Consider the following 18,808-nt stretch of genomic DNA (forward strand, 5'->3'; position numbering starts at 1 on the left):
TTCAGGCCTCGTAGTTATCGCTGATCAGCCGATCAAGCAAACGAACACCGAAACCGGATGCCCAGGACTGGTTGTATTCGTTCAAGGGCGCTTCCATTGCAGTACCTGCTATATCAAGATGAGCCCAATTGGTTTCGCCCACAAAACGTTGCAGAAATTGCGCTGCCGTAATGGAACCTGCATGGCGACCGCAACTATTTCTCATATCTGCAACTTTTGAATCTACAAGCTTGTCATATGTCTTGCTCAATGGCATCCGCCAAAGTTTTTCTCCGGTTTCAAGCCCGGCATTCAGGAGATGGCGAGCCAATTCATCCTGATTACTGAAAAGTCCTGCATGTTCACTGCCGAGAGCCACCATAATGGCACCGGTCAATGTTGCAAGATCAACCATTATTTGCGGTTTGAAACGTTCCTTGGTGTAAAATAACGCATCCGAAAGGACCAGACGCCCTTCGGCATCTGTGTTGACAACTTCAATTGTCTGTCCCGACATCGATACGACAATATCACCCGGACGTTGTGCGTTTGCATCAGGCATATTCTCGACGAGGCCGATAACACCGACGACATTGGCTTTTGCCTTTCGGGACGCGACTGCTTTCAAAAGGCCGGTAACGGCTGCAGCACCGCCCATATCCCCTTTCATCCCTTCCATACCTGAACTAGATTTTAACGAGATACCACCGGAATCGAAAACCACACCTTTTCCGACAAATGCCAGTGGCCTATCTTTGGCTTTTCCACCTAGCCACTGCATAATCGCAAGATAAGGTGGACGTTTAGAGCCGCGTGCCACGCCAAGCAGTGCCCCCATGCCCAATTTTTTCATATCTTTTTCGTCAAGAATCTCGACTTTAACACCGATCTTTTCAAGCTTCTCGACTTCCTTGACAAAATCCTTGGTTCCCAAAATATTGGCAGGCTGATTGACGAGGTCACGTGCCAGAAGAACTGAATCAGCAAGCGAATTGGCCCTTTCAAAGAGCGCTTTACCGGCTTTTGCATCCTCAAGCTGGATCATGAACTTTACAGGCTTCGATTTTGTTTCTTTTAATGTTGAAGCGGTTTTATATTCATCAAATGTGTAATTGCGCAGGCGCAATCCTAGAACGAAATCAAGAATATTTTCGTCTTTTAATTTTTCGCCGGCAACAGTGAGATAAATGTCAGCGCCATCGGTATCTTTGAGTGATGCGAAGGCCGCACCGCCTATTTTTACCCAATCATCACCTGAAAGACTTTCGATATCTCCAATACCAAGAAGAACCAAACGATCAAAACCTTTCTTGCCGTCACAAACTTCGTCTGCAATTTCAAGCTTCTCGCCTTTGAAGCCCCGCACCGATATTATCCGTTCGATCAAGGCTTTTCCGATCATTTTTTCGACTTCAAAAGTCGTTTTCCTTTTGTCGTTGACAAGTACAAGAACAGTCGCTTTTTTCGGCGCAGAAACAGTACTGCTTTCAATCAAAATATCTTTTTGCATTCAAAAACTCCTGCCAATTGGCGGTATAAAATTTGACAGTCAGGAAAATCCGATTATTCAGCTTTTAAAAAAATCGAACTTATAAGCGTAGTGTGACCTGTCAGCACTAAAATCTATTTTTTTGTCACCGACACTGCAAGATGTCTTTTATCATCTTGCAACTTAACTACCACTTGTGGCAAAAGAAAAATGTTAAGAAGCGGTTAACTATTTTTTTTTGCCTCTTGTTAGAGTCGTCGTGATATTTGAGAGAAAATAGGAATAAAACGGCATAACAATAAAATCCCGCTTCCCGGAATCGTTGATGTCATGAATTTTGATAGTGAGGATGTATTTTCCACCAATGCGCATTATTGAACTATACATCCTTCGGCGCGTTTTCGTTCTGTTTGCAGCAGTCCTTCTTGCCGCTGTCGGTATAAGCTGGACCGTGCAAGTTCTGTCGAGAATCAACTTTCTGACAACAAGCGGGCAAACGGTTTTCACCATTTTGCAGTTTTCTTCCCTGTTCATTCCCTCGGTCATTCCGCTTGTTATTCCTTTTGCGCTGGTCATTGCGATAGCTCAAACTTTGTCAACAATGAATCAGGATTCGGAACTGGTTGTTATCAATGCTTCGGGTGCACCTCGCAGTACAGTATGGAAACCGGTGCTGATACTTGCGGTTTTAGCAGCCGTTTGTTCATTTATCATTACCAACTTTGTCAGTCCGCAAGCACGCATCACAATGCGTCAAATGATGGCCACCACACATTCCGACCTCATCAATGTATTCATACAAGAAGGAAATTTTCGCGAATTAACGGACAATCTTTATATGGAGATTGGCGAACGTCATGACGATGGAACAATTGGTAGGCTGTTTATTGCCGATCAGCGCGATCCTGCGACAGATCTTTATTATTATGCGGTCAATGGTTCGGTTGTCAGCAATGACAATGGAGATTTTCTGGTCCTGAATAATGGTGAAGTACAAAGGCGTGACAATAAAGCAGGGAGTGTGTCGATCATAAAATTCGGTTCTTACACGTTCAATCTTAGCGATTTTACTGCAAGCGATGGAACGCCAACGATTTTCCCGAAGGATCGGCCCCTTGTTTATCTTTTCCATCCTGATGCCAACGATACCTACTATCAGAGACGGCCATTGCAATATACCGCCGAGTTACATCGCCGCTTTACCGATTGGCTTTACCCGATTGTTTTTGCTTTGATTGCTTTGGCTGTAGCTGGTGACGCACGTTCACAACGTCAGGCACGCATTTCCGCATCATTTTCGGCAATTTCACTTTCTCTGGTGGTTTATGCTGTGGGATATTTCTTCGGCGACCGCGCAGACAATGACCTTGGATATATTCCGCTTCTTTATATATTGCCGATCGGAATTTGCGCTTTTATCGCGTTCCTGTTTATAACGAATCGTAAAATGACGCTTCCCGATCAATTTGGCGACAAACTGTCGACTGCCATAAAGAGGCTAAGGAACAAAATATTTCGTCACAAACAATCTGATGTAAACGGAGGTGCATCATGATTGGTTGGACATTAGGACGCTATTTCTTTCTCAGATATGTGAAAACGACTATCTATTTCTTGCTGGGAATTTTTATTCTTTCTCTGCTTATTGACTTCACAATCAACGCCGGGCGGCTTGCCGGATTACCCGGTTATTCACCATTCGGTGCACTTGCCATATCGGCGCTGCGCATTCCGTTTAATATGCAACAATTGTTCCCGTTTGTTGCGTTGTTTTCGGCCATGGCAACATTGATTGCGCTGAACAGGAAAATGGAACTTGTTGTCACCCGTTCCATTGGTGTTTCGGCATGGCAGTTTCTCACGCCTTTATGTTTTGGTGCTTTTTTATTCGGTCTTTTCGGAGTTATCGTCGTCAACCCCATTGCTGCCTGGGGAACATCACAATCGGAAAAAATACTTTCCGAATGGAAAGGTAAGAACATCGAAACAACTGTGGACAACGAACGTATTCCATGGTTAACGCAGCGAACCGATTATGGTGTTACAACCATAGGTACAAAGGCCACTGCTGATGGCGGCTTGACATTGTTGGACGCAACCTTCGTCGAATATAATGACGACGAGACAATCAAAGATTGGCTCAACGCCACACGCGCGCATCTTACACACGGCTATTGGGTGCTTGAAAGCGGAGCCCGCTATAGAGCCGGCCATGAGCCTGAAAACTATACTGAATTAAAAGTTCCGACGAATCTGAGACCGGAATTTGTGGAAGAAAAATTAGCTGATCCGGCGAGTATTCCTTTTTACGATTTGCCCAGAAAAATAGAGATCGCAAGATCGTTCGGATATTCTGCCAATTCCTTCGATATGCAGTTGCAATCTCTGATTGCACTTCCTGCTCTTCTTATTGCGATGACATTGATCGCAGCAACTGTTACATTAAAATTTGTAAGGTTTGGTCAATCACGTACAATGATTTTGGGTGGAATCATTGCCGGGTTCGTGCTTTATGTAGTTACGGTTCTTGTGCAAGCTTTTGGCAAGGCGGCTTACGTGCCCCCTGTCATTGCTGCTTGGGTGCCGGTTGTTATTGCGTTATTTTTTGGTATATCCTTTTTGTTGCATAAAGAGGATGGCTAGGTGAGACAATTGACAAGTGGAATGAAAATTTCAAACAGCCTCAGGGCTTTGGCACTCGGAACCGCATTGGGGTGCTCTTTGGGACTAAGCGCGTATTACGTTGCTTCGGCCCAGGACTTCAGTGCCATGACTGCCACTCATAAAACTGATCCCAACGCACGTATGTTGCTTTCAGCAGACGAGCTTGTCTATGATCGTGACGCCAATACGGTTACGGCTCAGGGTAACGTGCAGATCGAATACGATGGTAACCGAATCGTCGCCCGCAAAGTTGTCTATAACCAAAAAACGAATCGCGTTCTGGCAGAAGGCGATGTTGAAGTTGTTCAACCTGACGGCAGCAAATATTATTCCCAGCAGATTGATATGACAGATGACTTGGGGGAAGGCTTTGTCAATTCTCTGAGAGCCGAGACACCTGATAACACGCGTTTTGCAGCGGTGAGTGCCGAGCGTAGTGGCGGTCAAATGACCGTATTCAACCGGGGTGCTTATACTGCCTGCGAGCCTTGCTATTATAAACCTGATCGTGATGTCTTGTGGCAGATAAAAGCCAAGAAAATTATCTGGAACGGCGCAACCAAAACAATGCGTTTCGAAAATAGCCATTTCGAATTTTTCGGTATGCCGGTTGCGTGGTTTCCTGTCTTCGAAATGCCTGATCCCACAGTTAAACGCAAAACCGGTGTTTTAACGCCTAATTTTGTCTATACAAATGATCTTGGATTGGGGATTCGCAATTCGTATTTCTGGAATCTAGCGCCTAACTATGATTTTACGCTTTCGGCCACCGGCTATACCAATCAGGGTCTATTAACAGAAGGCGAATGGCGCCACCGTCTCGAAACAGGTAGTTATAATATCCGTTTTGCCCATATTTATCAGGTAAACCCTGATGACTTCGATCATGATTCAATCGATAGCGTCAATGACAATCGTTATATGGTTGCGACCAAAGGCGATTTCCGGATCAATTCGAGCTGGACCTATGGTTGGAATATTTTAGCCCAATCGGATAGAAATTTCAGCCGTACCTATGATCTTGAAGGTTACAAGAACGATGTATTCCGTTCGCAAATCTATTTGAATGGTTTAGCCGGACGTAACTACTTCGATATGCGTTTTTATCATTTCGAAGTGCAGGACTCGATGCTTAAAGACAACCCATCGGAACGTTACACACGCCAGCCATGGGTTCTTCCCCGCATCGACTATTCATTTACTCCTGACGAGGCAGTTTATGGCGGCGAGTTTACGTTCCACACGAATTTGCAATCGATCTATCGCGACAAAGCCGATTTTGCCTTTGCAGATTGGCAAGGACGCCCGCTTAATACGGCCAGACTCGCAGGTATGTCCGGTACCGATTTCCGGTTAACCTCCGATGTTGAATGGAAAAGAAGTCTGATCAGTCAAGGTGGCTTGGTATTCACCCCAATTCTGGCTTTGCGCGGTGATGGTATCGGTACCGATGCCCACGGTGACTATGGCGGCTATATGGCAGATGGCAGCTATAGCAAGATGGATATCGAATCTGGTGCATTCCGTGGCATTGCGACCGCTGGACTGGATTTGCGTTATCCTCTGCTCTTTACCGCCGGCAATTCCACCCATGTCATCGAGCCTATTGCGCAGATTTTCATTCGCAATAATGAACAATATACCGGTCGCCTTCCCAATGAAGATGCTCAAAGCTTTGTCTTTGATGCCACAACATTGTTTGAACGCGACAAGTTTTCCGGTTATGACCGTGCAGAAGGCGGAACACGTTCGAATGTTGGTCTGAGATATTCGGGTAACTTTAATAATGGATGGTCACTCTATGGCTTGGCAGGCCAATCCTTCCAGCTTTTCGGCAAAAATTCTTTCAATGCAAAAGACTTTGTCAGTGTTGGGTCCGATTCCGGACTTGAAAGTGCTCGTTCCGACTATGTTGCGATGATCGGTGCAAGTAATGAACATGGCTTTGCCATTGCTTCGCGCGGTCGTTTTGATGATGAAACGGGTTCAATACGTCGTGGTGAAGTTGAAGCTTCACAAACGTGGAAACGGGTATCGCTTTCTTCACAATATGCTTATATCGAAAGCCAGCCGGATTATGGTTATGCGCAGGATCGTCAAGAAGTCAGTCTCTATGGCAACTATAAATTTACCGAACATTGGTCGATTCACGCCAATTCGAGTTACGACCTTGTTTCCGATACATTCGTGAGATTGGGCACAGGTTTGAATTATCTTGACGAATGTTTCGGGTTTAACCTTGGGTACCAACAAACACGCAATCCTTGGGAAAATGAACCAAGTCATAAATTCGGATTTTTGTTATCCTTCCGTACTGTGGCGGACATTGGCAAAGCCATGTAACAGTTTGATGCGAAAGCAAGTAGCTTTTGGTGAATTGCTGTTGTTGTGATAAGAACGATAAAAGATTATTTATTGAGAATATTTGGCGAAAAGCGGAAGCTTAGAACAATGAAAAACATGAAAAATAGCTCATTGGCATTATGTATCGCGTTGCTCATCGGCGTAACTTTTTTACACAGCAATGCCTTTTGTGCACCACGAGCACCGCAGGCAGAAGCTTCGGCTCAAACAGCTGTCGCCGTCATTGTCAATGGTAACGCAATTACCAATTATGATATTCAAAGACGCGCTGCCTTCCTGAAATTACAGAGGAAGACCGGTAATTTAACTTCGCAAGCCAAAGATGAACTCATCGAAGAGATGCTTAAACGCGTCGAAATGAAAAAGCGGAATATCGATGTTAGCGACGACGAAGTCAATAAAGCTTTCAACGGCTTTGCCGAGCGTAATCATATGACGGTGGCTCAACTCACAGATATGCTTGGAAAAGCTGGGGTAACCGCTGAACATTTTAAAAATTATATCCGGGTCCAGATGGGCTGGGGGCGTCTTGTAAGTGCTCGTTACCGTGCTGAAGGTGGAATAATTACCGAACAGGAAGCGGTACAGCGTATGCTCAAAAATGGTGGCGTAAAACCGACTACCAACGAATATGAATTGCAACAAGTGATTTTCGTCGTTCCTAATAATCGACGTAGTGCGATATTAGGAAAACGCAAACAGGATGCAGAACTCTTCCGGTCGAAATTTTCCGGTTGTGCGAACCTTAAACAGCAAGCAACCGGTATGATTGATGTTACAATCCGTAATCTCGGTCGGGTTCTTGAGCCCCAATTACCGGAAGAATGGGAAAAGTCCGTCAAGGCAACACCAGCCGGTCGCATGACCCCGCCACAAGAAACAGCGAGAGGCGTTGAAGCCCTTGCTGTATGCAACATTAAAAAAGTTTCGGATGATAAGGTTGCACAATTGGTCTTCACCATTCAGGATAACGAGAAATCCGGAGATAAAAAGGCTGAAGATTTAAGTGCAAAATATGTCAAGGAATTGCGGGAAAAGGCCCGCATTGAAAATCCTTGATGTCTTCGCTTGCCGTTAGCAGTGGTGATCCTGCCGGAATAGGATTGGAAATTGCGCTGAAAGCTTGGCAACAACGCCATTCACGCTGTGTGCCGGCTTTCTTTGTTCTGGCCGATGCCGACATTGTCGAAAAAACTATTTCGTTATTGAATATGGATGTTCGTACGGCAATCGTCGAAGGAGACGATGTGTCGGAAGAATTTGAAGATTCTTTTCCCATTGTTCCGTTATATAACCGTCAATCGGCCGTGCCCGGCCAACCTTCATCAAAAAATGCTGCCGGAATTATTGAAGCGATTGAACGTGGCGTCCATTATGTCCATGATAAAAAGGCATCAGCGTTAGTCACGTGTCCAATAGCTAAAAAAATTCTTTACGATGCGGGTTTTCACTTTCCGGGACACACAGAGTTTTTGGCCGATCTAGCGGAAAAGCTCAATGATAAACACTATCAACCCGTTATGATGCTTGCGGGCCCGCAATTAAGAACCATTCCGGTCACAGTCCATATTGCGATAGAGAAAGTTCCTCGCACTTTGACCAAAGAATTGCTGGTCGAAACAGCAATTATCGTCGCCCATGACTTATCCGAACGGTTTGCAATAAAAAATCCGCGACTTGCAATAGCCGGTCTTAATCCGCATGCCGGTGAAGGCGGAGCTATGGGGATTGAGGAAAAAACAGTCATAAAACCGGCGATGGATATTCTGCGTTCTCGTGGAATAAAGGTGATTGGTCCACTTCCTTCTGACACTATGTTCAATGCACGTGCACGCAAAAATTACGATGTCGCTTTGTGTATGTATCATGATCAAGCGTTAATACCTGTTAAAACAATCGGCTTTGACGACACTGTCAATGTTACTTTGGGGCTTCCGTTTATCCGGACATCTCCCGACCACGGAACGGCATTCGACATAGCCGGAAAGGGAATAGCTTCGCCGGAAAGTTTTATCGCTGCATTAACACTTGCCGATAACCTCGCTAAAAATTCTCACCATCATGTCAATTGATTCACTTCCACCTCTGCGAGAAGTTATAGAAACTTTTGGTCTCAGTGCAAAAAAATCTCTTGGCCAGAATTTTCTATTCGACCTTAATTTAACCGCGAAAATTGCCCGTCAGGCCGGTGATCTAAAGGGCAGAGACGTATTGGAAATCGGGCCCGGCCCAGGAGGACTCACACGTGCCCTACTTTCACAAGGCGCTACCGTTACAGTTATCGAACGTGATACACGCTGCCTTGCTGCACTTGACGAAATTTCCAATGTGTATCCTGAAAGACTCAAAATCATATCAGGGGATGCCCTAGAGCAAGATTTTGAAAGCCTTTTCAAAAGTGGAGAAAAACCCGCGATCGTTGCCAATCTTCCCTATAATATCGGTACCGAACTTTTAATCCGCTGGCTTACCATTGAGCCTTGGCCACCTTTTTATGAATCCATGACGCTGATGTTCCAAAAAGAGGTTGCGCAACGCATTGTAGCACTTCCAGGTACGCCACATTATGGTCGTCTGGCAGTTCTTGCCGGCTGGCGCACACATGCACGGATTGCCTTTGATGTTCCGCGGCAAGCCTTCACACCGCCACCGAAGGTGACATCTTCAGTTGTCCACATTATCCCCAATGATAATCCCCTGCCCTGCGCAATAGAGAGCCTCGAAAAGGTTACCAAAGCGGCATTCGGACAAAGACGAAAAATGCTCCGTCAAAGTCTCAAATCGCTTGGTGGAGAAACTCTAATGAAACAAACCGGAATTGATGGCACCCGACGTGCAGAAACGTTAGATATAAAGGAATTCGTCTCTCTGGCTCAAGCAATTGAAGTTCAACAGTGAGTAACGAATTAAGACCTGAACGTTAAAACTTTTAAACAGTGGCGGAACAGAAGTTCTACTATTGCCCCCAAGATTTGTGTTTGTTGGTTTAGCAACCAACATTTATTGTTCAATACGTTCGCTCGTTCGAATTTTCCAAAATTTTATCGCATGAAACAAAAATAGCTCACATCTTTTTTTCTCATTGGTCGTTCAATGAGCCACCGATCAGCTTTTTTGCTTGTGCTTATTAGACGTTGTAAAAAACTATTCAAGTTTTTCCTGTAGCAATCCGTCCACAAACGAATCAACGTAGACACAGCGCCGCCGTTTCATTGCTTCGGCCAGATGAATTGTTTTAATAAGCGAAAAAGATTGCTCCAAATCTTCATTAATAATCACATAGTCATAAGATTTATAATGTTCAATCTCGCCACGAGCGTTATGGAGCCTGAGGTCGATAACATCCGGCGCATCTTCGGCTCGTCTATTCAAGCGCGACTTCAATTCTTTCATTGACGGCGGAAGAATAAAAATGGAAACAACGTCATCAGGCATCTTCTCCTGCAATTGCTGTGCACCTTGATAGTCGATATCAAAGAGCATATCGCGCCCCGCTGCCAAAGCTTTATCCACTGTTTCACGCAAAGTACCGTAATAATGACCGTGGACTTCCGCCCACTCGATCAATTCATCATTATCGCGCTTACGCTCGAATTCTTCTTTGCTAATAAAATGATAATGAACGCCGTTTATCTCGCTTGACCGGCGTTCACGCGTCGTCACACTGATCGACAAGCCGAGATGACCATCTTCCAGCAATAAACGTGACAATGTGGATTTTCCTGCTCCCGATGGGGATGAAATTACCATCAACACTCCGCGTCTTTTGCCCGCGTTCTTTAAATTGCGTTCACGTTCAGAGGTGTTTTCCATTATACATAGTCCTTCAGATTTTTCGTGACCCCATCATGGCACAAAATTTCAAAACATCGGTCTATTCGACATTCTGAATTTGTTCTCTGAACTGGTCAATCACCGCCTTTAATGACAGACCTGCGGCCGAAAGGGAAGCTGTATGCGCCTTGGAGCACAGTGTATTGGTTTCACGATTAAATTCCTGAGCCAGAAAGTCCAATCGACGACCAACGGGTTCATTCAATCCAAGCAAATATCTTGCTGCTTCGATGTGTCCGTCAAGCCGGTCAAGTTCTTCCTGAATATCTACTTTGGTTACCAGAAGGACCGCTTCCATTTCCAACCGTTGGTCATCGAGTTTATCACTGGAGTCAAGGAGTGCAGACACCTGCGTTTTTAGTCGCTCCTTTATCGCTTCGCGCGAACGTGACGGATCGTTTCTGGCTCTACTTACCAATGTTTCGATTGTATCGATTTGTCCAGACAGGATTTTATTGAGTGTTGCTCCTTCTTTTTCGCGGGCAAATGTCAAATCGTGAAGGGCAACGTCAAACCCCTTGATAATCGCAAGCTTCAAATCGGTATTTTCGATGGTTTCGTTTTCCGGCGTTCCGTATTCGACGATGCCCTTTATTCCTAACAATCCGTCGATAGTCGGTTTCTGAATGCCATAAGCTTGTTCCAGTTCGTTTGAAAATTTCAAAGCCCAATCAAGGTAATCCTGATTGATACGAGGGTGACTGCTTCCAGCCGAAAAAGAAACATTAAGCAAGCAATTTATATTTCCCCGTGAAAAAACATCTCCCGCCTTCTTCTTCAATTCATATTCGATAGCATCAATGGCAATGTTCGAACGAAATCTCAAATCAAGATTTCTGCCATTAACCGAGCGAGTTTCCCATACAATAGTGGCACTTTCCGTCGACACACTCGCTCTGGCAAATCCTGTCATACTCTGCAATGTAAAAAAACTCCTGTAAAAAAACGGCTTAACCCTTAGCGCAGTTGTTTGACATCAAATCGATTGGCGAAATCGACTTTTTACCCCAACCGTCAATGCACTTCAAAAATTCATAGACTCTCATTCTAGCAGTTCCCTATTAACTGAAATGGTCGGAAATTTGAATTCAATAGCACGTGTCGACAACCTGTTAATGACCATAATCTGCAAACAATCGCGACCAGACACTGCGTGCGTAGTGTATATTTCCTGATAGTTTGTTTATTTGATTGCTGTCATTTTTTAACACTGTTCCGGTTAAAGTGCCGCTTTTATAACATCAAATATAAACAAGGCAATTCATCCTCCTGCCGCCGAACATCAACGTTTCAACCAGACTGTACAAAAATAGGAAAGATGAAAAACGCGTTCGAAAAATTGCAGCCGATTAGATCGAAAAAACATAACCCAAACGTGTATAAACTGCCGATTCGAAACAGCACCCCTAGGTTTATAACTCTTTATAGAAAATAAAAAACGACTGGAACACAGTCGTCAATTTGAAGCAAGCGCCGATAAGTACCTATTTTCCGACTTAATTTTAAATATCCGGAACCGGTTAAAACCAATCAGTCATTTTTCTGCATCGCGCGCCATTTACGCACATTTGCATTATGTTCGTCCAGAGTTTTGGAGAAAACATGTCCGCCTGTACCATCTGCCACGAAATATAGCGCGTCGCTCTTCGGCGGGTTGGCCACCGCTTCGAGGGCGTCCCGTCCGGGATTGGCAATCGGCGTGGGAGGAAGACCGTTTATTTTATAAGTATTGTAAGGCGTGTCTTTATCAAGATCAGATTGATAAATCGGCCGATTCGACGGTTTGCCTTTGCCCCCGAACAAGCCGTAAATAACCGTCGGATCCGATTGCAGACGCATATTCTTGGCAAGCCTATTATAAAAAACGGCGGCCACTTGTGGTCGTTCGGTTGCAATACCGGTTTCTTTTTCAACAATTGATGCGAGTGTTACGAACTCGTCGATATTTTTTATTGGTAAATCGGGAGCACGTTTCGCCCAGATATCCGCAACCAGTTTTTGTTGCCCATCATGTAAACGTTTGACAATCTGTTCGCGAGTCGTTCCACGAATAAAATTGACAGTGTTGGCCATTAAGCTTCCTTCTGGCGGTAAAACTTTTGGTAAATCGCCTACCAGAACATCATTTGCTGCCAGACGGTCGAAAACCTGTGCGACGGTAAGTCCTTCAGGCACTGTGAACGCATGCTCGATCGACTTTCCCTCCACCAGAATATCCATGATATCCTTCATTGAAGCATGTGCAGGTATGGCATATTCACCAGCCTTCAGAAGCCTTGCCTTATCCTGATAGCCAACACCATAAACAAAAATATCTGCCGATCTTATCAAGCCTTGTTTTTCAAGAATTGAAGCAATTTCCCTAATACCGGCCCCCTGATTGATAAGAACCACTTGTTCGTTCGATTGGGGACCGGTCGCAACAAACATATTCTTTCCGACATATATCGGTATCGTGATTGCCAGAATGATGACTATCACCAGCATAAGGAAAAAATTACCAAGAATAATCAAAGGGTTGCGGGCAACCTTTGACCGACTCGGCTTGACTTTTATTTTTTTTGCGTCGGCTTTTCCTCTGGCTCCATTTGTATCATCCGGCTCTTCCGGAACTTTGTCATTTCCGACCGGAGTGGATTGTTGATTATTCTGTACCGATTGATCGTCTAGGACACGAGGTACGCTATTTTGCAAAATCGAAGGATTTTGACCCGCTGCTTCAGCCTCTGGCAGGGATGATGATTTCAGGACTTCGGAGGTTGCTTTACCTCCCTCTTCTTTTTCGTCCCGATCGCTTTGCAAAGCTGCTTGGCCGACAGACTTTTCTCTGTCTGACGCTGCATTTTTATCTGTATTTTCCGATAACGGAGAGGCTTCAGGTAGTGGAGAATTTTTCTCCGACGAGGCTATTGGTTCATCAGGCTCTGACCGCTTTATTTCTGACTTCGATGTCAAAGACTCAGTCCTGTCGGATGTCATCTTTTTTTCTTCGTCAGACATAAGCACACATCCCGTTTGCTATAAATTTCCGGTTTCTACCGCTTATCGCAAAATTGCGGCAAAATTTGCAGAACTTGGAGAAAAGGTGAACTTTTCTCAAGATCGTGTATTATTTTGAAAAACGCCGCATAATCAAGGATGCATTGGTTCCACCAAATCCGAATGAGTTGGATAGAACAGTGTCAATCTTGCGTTCCCGCGGCTTATGCGGAACAAGATCTATCTTCGTCTCGACAGAGGGATGATCAAGATTGATTGTCGCCGGTGCTATATTATCACGTATTGCAAGAACACTAAAAATAGCTTCCGCTGCACCGGCTGCGCCCAAAAGATGGCCAATCGACGATTTTGTCGAGGACATCGATACTTTTGAAGCATTTTCACCCATAACCCGTTCGACAGCTGCAAGCTCGATCGTATCAGCCATGGTCGAAGTCCCATGTGCATTGATATAGTCAATTTCGGACGGATCAATTCTGGCGCGTTTAATGGCTGCGCGCATGCACCGTTCGGCCCCCTCTCCACTTTCGGATGGCGCCGTTATATGGTGGGCATCACCAGACAAACCGTAGCCGATAACTTCGGCATAAATTTTTGCACCGCGTTTTTTGGCGTGTTCAAGTTCTTCCAAAACGACAATGGCAGAACCTTCACCCATTACAAATCCGTCGCGATCGACATCATATGGACGCGAGGCATGTTCAGGGTCATTGTTGCGGCCTGTAGAAAGTGCCTTGCACGCAGCAAATCCCGCTAACGAAATACGATTGACAGGAGATTCGGTCCCGCCGGCAAGCATAACATCGGCATCATCAAGTGCGATCAGTCGGGAAGCATCACCAATCGCATGTGAACCGGTAGAACACGCAGTAACAACTGCATGATTAGGCCCGCGCAACTGATGCTTTATCGAAACGTAACCGGATGCGAGATTGATAAGACGACCGGGAATAAAAAACGGCGATATGCGCCTTGGCCCTTTGTCGCGCAACGTATATCCGGCTTCGACAATGCCTTCGACACCGCCAATACCCGAACCGATCATAACACCGGTGCGAATCTGGTCTTCATCACTTGTCGGATGCCAACCAGCATCGTCGAGCGCCTCGTCGGCAGCTCCCATCGCGTAAAGAATGAACGGATCGACTTTGCGCTGCTCTTTAGGTTCCATATGAAGATCGGCATTGAATGTACCATTGCTGCCGTCACCTAACGGAATACGGCCTGCTATCTGGCATGGAAGATCATCGACTTCAAACTCGGTAACACGACGAACGCCGCTTTTGCCTTCAAGAAGCCGTTTCCAGCTATGTTCCACGTCGCCGGCCAGTGGAGAAACCAATCCCAAACCGGTAATGACGACACGTCTCATACTTCCAAATCCCAATCGTTCAACTTTAAACCCGAAAATACCCGTTCATTCACGAGTAAAACAAATAAAAGGAGACAAAAACCTTTTCCAGTTTCTGCCTCCGCGGTCAATCAGGCCGAAGCCTTATCAATAAACTTGACGGCATCGCCAACGGTCAAAATCGTTTCGGCTGCGTCATCCGGAATTTCTACACCGAATTCTTCTTCAAAAGCCATGACCAATTCTACGGTGTCAAGACTATCGGCACCAAGATCGTCAATGAAACTTGCGTTTTCGGTTACTTTATTTGCATCAACACCAAGATGTTCGATGACGATTTTCTTGACGCGTTCTGCTGTATCACTCATGTCGGATCCTCGACTTTTGTTGTTTTCCCTGCCTTGGTTAGCGGCACGGGCTCATCTAATCAAGCAATAGATGCATTTACACCTATCATTTTTAGGTTTTCAAACACACCCTGTGGATATCCCATAACGGGATCAACCGGTTTCACTCACCGGCCTTAAAGGCGCCAATTACCATGCTCGACGCCAAGACGCAAAGATATTTTACCATAATTCGCGTGTTTCTCTTCATTTTGTGCCGAAATAGTGTCCTTTTTCTAAAGTTAACGCTCACAACGCACAAAATTTAGAAGACAACGCCGCAATTTTTATCATCCGTAAAAACTCCAATCCCGAGTCTTTACGGATGTTTTTGTCAAATCATTGCCATTCCGCCATTGACGTGCAATGTCTGACCGGTGACAAAGGCCGCCTCGTCGCTTGCTAGATAAATAGCGGCAGCTGCCACATCTTTAGTTGTCCCTATCCGCTTCATCGGAATAGCAGACATGATGGTTTCCTTCTGTTTGTCATTGAGTTTATCCGTCATTGCCGACTCAATAAAACCCGGAGCAATGCAATTGACTGTCACATTGCGGCTGGCAATTTCTTGAGCGAGAGATTTCGAAAAACCTATGACACCGGCTTTCGTTGCACAATAATTGGTTTGACCGGGATTGCCGGTAACACCGACAATAGAGGAAATATTGATAATGCGGCCATAGCGACGGCGCATCATCGGATGTGTCAAGGCTCGAGTCAGAAAAAATACGGCTGATAGATTAACCGCCAACACATCATCCCAATCGCGATCACTCATCCGAACAAAAAGACCATCGCGGGTAATTCCGGCATTATTGACCAGAATATCCACGCCATCGAGCGTGCTTTCTGCTTTTTCGGCCAATGCTGCTACTTCTTCGCGTTTGGAAAGATCTGCCGGAAAGATAAAGCAATTATCGCCAAGGTCATGAGCCAAAGCTTTTAACTTTTCTTCGCGTGTGCCATGAAGTCCAACTATTGCACCTTGTTCATGCAACCCGCGAGCTATCGCTTCTCCTATGCCGCCGGTTGCGCCGGTTACAAGTGCTTTACGCCCTTTCAAATCAAACATCGTCAAATTCCTCAATCATACGCCAAGTGTCTTCAAGGCATTTTCTATCTCGTCTGCTGTTCCGACGGTCAGGCCGGTCAAATTCCGGTCGATTCGCCTTGCAAGCCCGGTCAGAACTTTTCCGCTACCGATTTCAAAAAGTGTGTCGACATTATGTGCAGCAAACCATTCCACGGTTTCACGCCACCTAACCCGACCTGTCACCTGACGAACCAGCAGTTCGATGATCTTATCCGGATCGGTTTCCGGTTTCACAGAAATATTGGGAACAACCGGCACACTAGGTGGAAGTTTATTTACATCCAGAAGAGCATCATGCATCGCTTCGGCAGCTGGCTGCATCAAACTTGAATGGAACGGGGCTGAAACAGAAAGCAGAATGGCCCTCTTTGCGCCCTTTTCTGTTGCAAGTTTTACCGCTGCATTAACGGCTTTTGTCGCTCCTGAAATAACAAGTTGCCCGCCGCCATTATCATTGGCGATCTCGCAAACACCTTCTCCAAGAACCGAACTACAAATTTCTGCAACAATGTTTTCTTCAAGACCGATAATTGCCGCCATAGCACCCTCACCTACAGCAACTGCTTCCTGCATAGCATTTCCACGAGTTCTAAGTAGCCGCGCAGTGTCGGCAAGGCTAAAGGTACCTGCAGCACAAAGGGCTGAATATTCACCAAGAGAATGTCCGGCAACAAATGAAACCTTGTTCTTAAGATCAAGGCCATTTTTCTCAAGCACTCTGATAACAGCCATCGAAACAGCCATCAATGCCGGTTGCGCATTGGCGGTCAATGTCAAAACATCTTCCGGCCCTTCAAACATAACCGACGAGAGTTTTTCGCCCAAAGCATCATCGACTTCTTCAAAAACTGACCGCGCTTCAGGAAATTGATCCGAAAGGGCCTTGCCCATACCAACTGTCTGACTTCCCTGACCGGGAAACGTAAATGCACAGACCATTAGAGTTTACTCCCTGGCTTAAAAACAAAGATTAGGAGGTCTTGACCTATAAAACAGCATAAAGTCAAGCCGAACATCATGGATTAGGCTTGTAAATCTGTTCCCCTGCCTTTCGGTGAATAAGGGAGCTCATAAACAAACTTCGGTACAAATGGTACAAGAAAACGGATAACAAGCACGGAAATAACAAGTCCCAGAACAACCCCTCCAAGGATGTCGGAAGGATAATGCACACCTGTAAAGATGCGACCCCAACAAGTGAGTACCCCTAGAACAAGTGCAACGCGTGCAACTTGTTTATAACGATACCAATATAATGAAAAAACATAGATTGTGAAAATCAAAGCATGATTGCTCGGGAAGGAAGCATTTTCCTTGTGCTCGATAAGAGCTTTGACGATTCCTGCCACAAAAGGGCGCGGTCGATAACAAAGATGTCCTATAATAAAACTGAAAATCAGCGCTATAGCAACGGAAATGACAATGGAAAGTGCCGCTTGTCTTTCACCTCGCCCACCAAGAAACCATAATATAATGAGATGAAAGGGAATAAAATAGATGAGAAATTTCGCACATCCGATTCCGAAATATGCAAACAGCGTTGATGTTTGCGGGGTCGCGGCGAAGAAATTGAAAATGAGAATGTCGATATTTTCCAGAAAAGCCATTTTGCCAGAACTCCGAAAATTGGCTGTTTGCATTTTCATCACTCATATATCGACAGCATCGTTCTTCCAACCCAAAAACATATTTTAGTTGCTTTCCTCACTTGCTATTTTTCCAAATAACCTGTAAACACCGCCCGTTCATTGTCGACATTTGGCCGGGGGTTGAACGGAGGGTCGCTTTTAAAAGCGGCAGGAAATATTAATGTTTCAAGCCTCCCGTGTCTCCGCTCTCGAATGTCTCGAAACACGCGTCCTTTCTTCTTCGGTTCGACCGAATAGGCAAGTCGCAGAGGCTCTGCGCCGAAAGTCGACAAAGATTAACAGAAGAAAGGCAAAACAATGGCTCTTTATGAACATGTGTTCCTTGCCCGACAGGATATTGCACCGCAACAGGTCGACCAACTTGTAGAACTCTACAAGGGCGTCATTGAAGCCAACGGTGGCAAAGTCGGGCGCATTGAAAATTGGGGTTTGCGCACACTTACCTATCGCATTCGCAAGAATCGCAAAGCCTATTATACATTGATGAATATTGATGCTCCGGCAGCTGCAATTGCAGAAGTCGAACGCCAGATGCGCATCAACGAAGATATTTTGCGTTACATGACAGTTCGCGTTCACGAGCTTGAAGAAGGCCAGTCGGCTATGCTTTCTCGCCGCGATCGTGACGACCGTTACGGCAAGGATGAAGATCGTCCGCGTCGTCCACGCCGCTCACGCGATGATTCAAACAATGAAGGAGATGAATAATGGTTGATATTAGCCAGATTCCAACCCGTCGTCCTTTCCATCGTCGCCGCAAGACTTGCCCGTTTTCAGGTCCTAACGCACCAAAGATCGACTATAAGGATGTAAAGCTTCTTCAGCGCTATATTTCAGAGCGCGGCAAGATTGTTCCTTCACGCATTACTGCAGTAAGCCAGAAAAAACAGCGCGAATTGGCAAAAGCGATCAAGCGCGCCCGTTTCCTCGGCCTTCTACCTTATGTCGTCAAGTAAGAATTCAGGCAGCCGGCTAGGCCGGCTGCTTTTCCTGCTTTCG

Annotated in this window: 17 protein-coding genes; 8 read left to right on the forward strand and 9 right to left on the reverse strand. The window is 45.5% G+C overall.

What is annotated here, in order from left to right:
* Window position 1: 1 nt before the first annotated feature.
* A complete protein-coding gene (locus H3V12_RS04510; RefSeq protein WP_198213078.1) occupies window positions 2-1,489 on the reverse strand; it encodes a leucyl aminopeptidase in 1,488 nt (495 codons plus the stop codon).
* A 343-nt stretch (window positions 1,490-1,832) separates the two neighbouring features.
* Between H3V12_RS04510 and lptF the strand changes: the two genes are divergently transcribed.
* The 6 genes from lptF to rsmA all read left to right on the forward strand — a co-directional run bounded on the left by lptF (window position 1,833) and on the right by rsmA (window position 9,394).
* On the forward strand, window positions 1,833-3,023 hold the full coding sequence (lptF, locus tag H3V12_RS04515) for an LPS export ABC transporter permease LptF (protein WP_198213080.1): 1,191 nt from the start codon (window positions 1,833-1,835) through the stop codon (window positions 3,021-3,023).
* Window positions 3,020-4,111: an LPS export ABC transporter permease LptG gene (gene lptG, locus H3V12_RS04520; RefSeq protein ID WP_198213082.1), complete on the forward strand. Its 1,092-nt coding sequence runs from the start codon at window positions 3,020-3,022 to the stop codon at window positions 4,109-4,111. Before lptF ends, lptG begins: the two co-directional genes overlap by 4 nt.
* 21 nt (window positions 4,112-4,132) lie before the next feature.
* On the forward strand, window positions 4,133-6,475 hold the full coding sequence (locus H3V12_RS04525; protein WP_198213812.1) for an LPS-assembly protein LptD: 2,343 nt from the start codon (window positions 4,133-4,135) through the stop codon (window positions 6,473-6,475).
* A gap of 108 nt (window positions 6,476-6,583) precedes the next feature.
* Window positions 6,584-7,555: a peptidylprolyl isomerase gene (locus tag H3V12_RS04530; protein WP_198213084.1), complete on the forward strand. Its 972-nt coding sequence runs from the start codon at window positions 6,584-6,586 to the stop codon at window positions 7,553-7,555.
* Window positions 7,555-8,568: a 4-hydroxythreonine-4-phosphate dehydrogenase PdxA gene (pdxA, locus tag H3V12_RS04535; protein ID WP_198213086.1), complete on the forward strand. Its 1,014-nt coding sequence runs from the start codon at window positions 7,555-7,557 to the stop codon at window positions 8,566-8,568. Before H3V12_RS04530 ends, pdxA begins: the two co-directional genes overlap by 1 nt.
* On the forward strand, window positions 8,558-9,394 hold the full coding sequence (rsmA, locus tag H3V12_RS04540) for a 16S rRNA (adenine(1518)-N(6)/adenine(1519)-N(6))-dimethyltransferase RsmA (protein WP_198213088.1): 837 nt from the start codon (window positions 8,558-8,560) through the stop codon (window positions 9,392-9,394). Before pdxA ends, rsmA begins: the two co-directional genes overlap by 11 nt.
* Window positions 9,395-9,640: 246 nt before the next feature.
* Here the strand turns inward: rsmA and gmk are convergent, their stop codons facing one another.
* The 8 genes from gmk to H3V12_RS04580 all read right to left on the reverse strand — a co-directional run bounded on the left by gmk (window position 9,641) and on the right by H3V12_RS04580 (window position 17,767).
* Entirely contained in the window at window positions 9,641-10,309 is a 669-nt protein-coding gene (gene gmk / locus H3V12_RS04545) for a guanylate kinase (RefSeq protein WP_198213090.1), read from the reverse strand.
* Between the two features lie 61 nt (window positions 10,310-10,370).
* Window positions 10,371-11,243: a YicC/YloC family endoribonuclease gene (locus tag H3V12_RS04550; protein WP_198213814.1), complete on the reverse strand. Its 873-nt coding sequence runs from the start codon at window positions 11,241-11,243 to the stop codon at window positions 10,371-10,373.
* Between the two features lie 617 nt (window positions 11,244-11,860).
* Window positions 11,861-12,886: an endolytic transglycosylase MltG gene (mltG, locus tag H3V12_RS04555; protein ID WP_343211711.1), complete on the reverse strand. Its 1,026-nt coding sequence runs from the start codon at window positions 12,884-12,886 to the stop codon at window positions 11,861-11,863.
* A gap of 553 nt (window positions 12,887-13,439) precedes the next feature.
* On the reverse strand, window positions 13,440-14,702 hold the full coding sequence (gene fabF, locus H3V12_RS04560) for a beta-ketoacyl-ACP synthase II (RefSeq protein WP_198213092.1): 1,263 nt from the start codon (window positions 14,700-14,702) through the stop codon (window positions 13,440-13,442).
* A gap of 110 nt (window positions 14,703-14,812) precedes the next feature.
* Window positions 14,813-15,049 carry an acyl carrier protein gene (locus H3V12_RS04565; protein WP_075870044.1) on the reverse strand — a complete coding sequence of 79 codons (237 nt, stop codon included), beginning with the start codon at window positions 15,047-15,049 and terminating at the stop codon, window positions 14,813-14,815.
* A 352-nt stretch (window positions 15,050-15,401) separates the two neighbouring features.
* A complete protein-coding gene (fabG, locus tag H3V12_RS04570; protein ID WP_198213094.1) occupies window positions 15,402-16,139 on the reverse strand; it encodes a 3-oxoacyl-[acyl-carrier-protein] reductase in 738 nt (245 codons plus the stop codon).
* A gap of 15 nt (window positions 16,140-16,154) precedes the next feature.
* On the reverse strand, window positions 16,155-17,099 hold the full coding sequence (gene fabD / locus H3V12_RS04575; protein WP_075915869.1) for an ACP S-malonyltransferase: 945 nt from the start codon (window positions 17,097-17,099) through the stop codon (window positions 16,155-16,157).
* An 83-nt stretch (window positions 17,100-17,182) separates the two neighbouring features.
* Window positions 17,183-17,767 carry an undecaprenyl-diphosphatase gene (locus tag H3V12_RS04580; protein WP_075870395.1) on the reverse strand — a complete coding sequence of 195 codons (585 nt, stop codon included), beginning with the start codon at window positions 17,765-17,767 and terminating at the stop codon, window positions 17,183-17,185.
* Window positions 17,768-18,106: 339 nt separating this feature from the next.
* Here H3V12_RS04580 and rpsF point away from each other — a divergent pair, with 339 nt between their 5' ends.
* Both rpsF and rpsR read left to right on the forward strand, forming a co-directional pair.
* Window positions 18,107-18,517: a 30S ribosomal protein S6 gene (gene rpsF, locus H3V12_RS04585; protein WP_075870047.1), complete on the forward strand. Its 411-nt coding sequence runs from the start codon at window positions 18,107-18,109 to the stop codon at window positions 18,515-18,517.
* Window positions 18,517-18,765, forward strand: a complete 249-nt coding sequence (gene rpsR, locus H3V12_RS04590; protein ID WP_075870048.1) for a 30S ribosomal protein S18 — start codon at window positions 18,517-18,519, stop codon at window positions 18,763-18,765. Before rpsF ends, rpsR begins: the two co-directional genes overlap by 1 nt.
* The last annotated feature ends 43 nt before the right edge of the window (window positions 18,766-18,808 follow it).

Origin of the sequence: Bartonella sp. W8167, assembly GCF_016100335.1 — a bacterium.
GTDB lineage: Bacteria > Pseudomonadota > Alphaproteobacteria > Rhizobiales > Rhizobiaceae > Bartonella > Bartonella apis.

What these genes read in the sequence shown, in the direction of transcription:
- rpsF (WP_075870047.1), top strand. Translation starts at nt 18,107, where the DNA reads ATGGCTCTTTATGAACATGTGTTCCTTGCCCGACAGGATATTGCACCG.
- H3V12_RS04565 (WP_075870044.1), bottom strand. Translation starts at nt 15,049, where the DNA reads ATGAGTGATACAGCAGAACGCGTCAAGAAAATCGTCATCGAACATCTT.
- H3V12_RS04580 (WP_075870395.1), bottom strand. Translation starts at nt 17,767, where the DNA reads ATGGCTTTTCTGGAAAATATCGACATTCTCATTTTCAATTTCTTCGCC.
- rsmA (WP_198213088.1), top strand. Translation starts at nt 8,558, where the DNA reads ATGTCAATTGATTCACTTCCACCTCTGCGAGAAGTTATAGAAACTTTT.
- rpsR (WP_075870048.1), top strand. Translation starts at nt 18,517, where the DNA reads ATGGTTGATATTAGCCAGATTCCAACCCGTCGTCCTTTCCATCGTCGC.
- fabG (WP_198213094.1), bottom strand. Translation starts at nt 16,139, where the DNA reads ATGTTTGATTTGAAAGGGCGTAAAGCACTTGTAACCGGCGCAACCGGC.
- lptG (WP_198213082.1), top strand. Translation starts at nt 3,020, where the DNA reads ATGATTGGTTGGACATTAGGACGCTATTTCTTTCTCAGATATGTGAAA.
- gmk (WP_198213090.1), bottom strand. Translation starts at nt 10,309, where the DNA reads ATGGAAAACACCTCTGAACGTGAACGCAATTTAAAGAACGCGGGCAAA.
- fabF (WP_198213092.1), bottom strand. Translation starts at nt 14,702, where the DNA reads ATGAGACGTGTCGTCATTACCGGTTTGGGATTGGTTTCTCCACTGGCC.
- H3V12_RS04550 (WP_198213814.1), bottom strand. Translation starts at nt 11,243, where the DNA reads ATGACAGGATTTGCCAGAGCGAGTGTGTCGACGGAAAGTGCCACTATT.
- lptF (WP_198213080.1), top strand. Translation starts at nt 1,833, where the DNA reads ATGCGCATTATTGAACTATACATCCTTCGGCGCGTTTTCGTTCTGTTT.
- H3V12_RS04525 (WP_198213812.1), top strand. Translation starts at nt 4,133, where the DNA reads ATGAAAATTTCAAACAGCCTCAGGGCTTTGGCACTCGGAACCGCATTG.
- H3V12_RS04510 (WP_198213078.1), bottom strand. Translation starts at nt 1,489, where the DNA reads ATGCAAAAAGATATTTTGATTGAAAGCAGTACTGTTTCTGCGCCGAAA.
- pdxA (WP_198213086.1), top strand. Translation starts at nt 7,555, where the DNA reads ATGTCTTCGCTTGCCGTTAGCAGTGGTGATCCTGCCGGAATAGGATTG.
- fabD (WP_075915869.1), bottom strand. Translation starts at nt 17,099, where the DNA reads ATGGTCTGTGCATTTACGTTTCCCGGTCAGGGAAGTCAGACAGTTGGT.
- H3V12_RS04530 (WP_198213084.1), top strand. Translation starts at nt 6,584, where the DNA reads ATGAAAAACATGAAAAATAGCTCATTGGCATTATGTATCGCGTTGCTC.